This window comes from Caballeronia ptereochthonis (assembly GCF_001545075.1).
Taxonomy (GTDB): domain Bacteria; phylum Pseudomonadota; class Gammaproteobacteria; order Burkholderiales; family Burkholderiaceae; genus Caballeronia; species Caballeronia ptereochthonis.
Genome location: NZ_FCOB02000099.1, coordinates 1 through 1,103, shown reverse-complemented (window position 1 = coordinate 1,103; position 1,103 = coordinate 1). Strand labels below are relative to the sequence as shown.

Sequence of the window (1,103 nt, the reverse complement as noted above, 5' to 3'; positions counted from 1 at the left end):
TTCTCCGGACCGGTGTAATTCGCGCTCGGCCGGATGATCTTGTTGTCGATGCGCTGCTCGATGATGTGCGCGCTCCACCCCGAGGTGCGCGAGATCACGAACAGCGGCGTGAACATGGCCGTGGGCACGCCCATCATGTGATACGACACCGCGCTGAACCAGTCGAGGTTGGGGAACATCTTCTTGGCGTCCCACATTACCGATTCGAGCCGCTCGGCGATGTCGAAGAGCTTGGTGTCGCCCGCTTCCTTCGAGAGCTTCTTCGCGACTTCCTTGATGACCTTGTTGCGCGGATCGGAGATCGTGTAGACCGGGTGGCCGAAGCCGATCACGACTTCCTTGTTTTCCACGCGACGCTTGATGTCGGCTTCCGCTTCATCGGGCGTCTGATAGCGCGACTGGATTTCGAACGCGACCTCGTTGGCGCCGCCGTGCTTCGGGCCGCGCAGCGCGCCGATCGCGCCGGTGATCGCCGAATACATGTCCGAGCCCGTGCCCGCGATCACGCGCGCGGTGAACGTCGATGCGTTGAACTCGTGCTCGGCGTAGAGATTGAGCGACACATGCATCGCATCGACCCACGACTTCGACGGCTCGACACCATGCAGCAGATGCAGGAAATGACCGCCGATGGAATCGTCATCGGTTTCGACTTCGATGCGCCTGCCGTTGTGCGAGTAGTGATACCAGTAGAGCAGCATCGAGCCGAGCGAAGCCATCAGCCGATCGGCGATATCCTTCGCGCCGTGCACGTTGTGATCGTCCTTCTCGGGCAGGATCGTGCCGAGCACGGAGACGCCGGTGCGCATCACGTCCATCGGATGCGCGGAGGCGGGAATCCATTCGAGCGCGGCCTTGAGGTTCGCGGGCAGACCGCGCAGCGCCTTGAGCTTCGTCTTGTACGCCTTCAGTTCCGCCGCGTTGGGCAGCTTGCCGTGCACGAGCAGGTAAGCGATTTCCTCGAACTCGCTGGTCGTCGCGACATCGAGAATGTCGTAGCCGCGATAGTGCAAATCGTTGCCGGTGCGGCCGACCGTGCACAGCGCGGTATTGCCCGCCGTCACGCCCGACAGCGCGACGGATTTCTTCGGCTTGAAACCGCC

At 62.3% G+C, this 1,103-nt stretch carries 1 protein-coding gene; it reads right to left on the bottom strand.

Annotated elements, in window-relative coordinates; translation table 11 throughout:
• Positions 1-1,103: bifunctional 2-methylcitrate synthase/citrate synthase (prpC, locus tag AWB83_RS35615; protein ID WP_143750170.1), on the bottom strand; the 1,103-nt coding region annotated here is incomplete at both ends.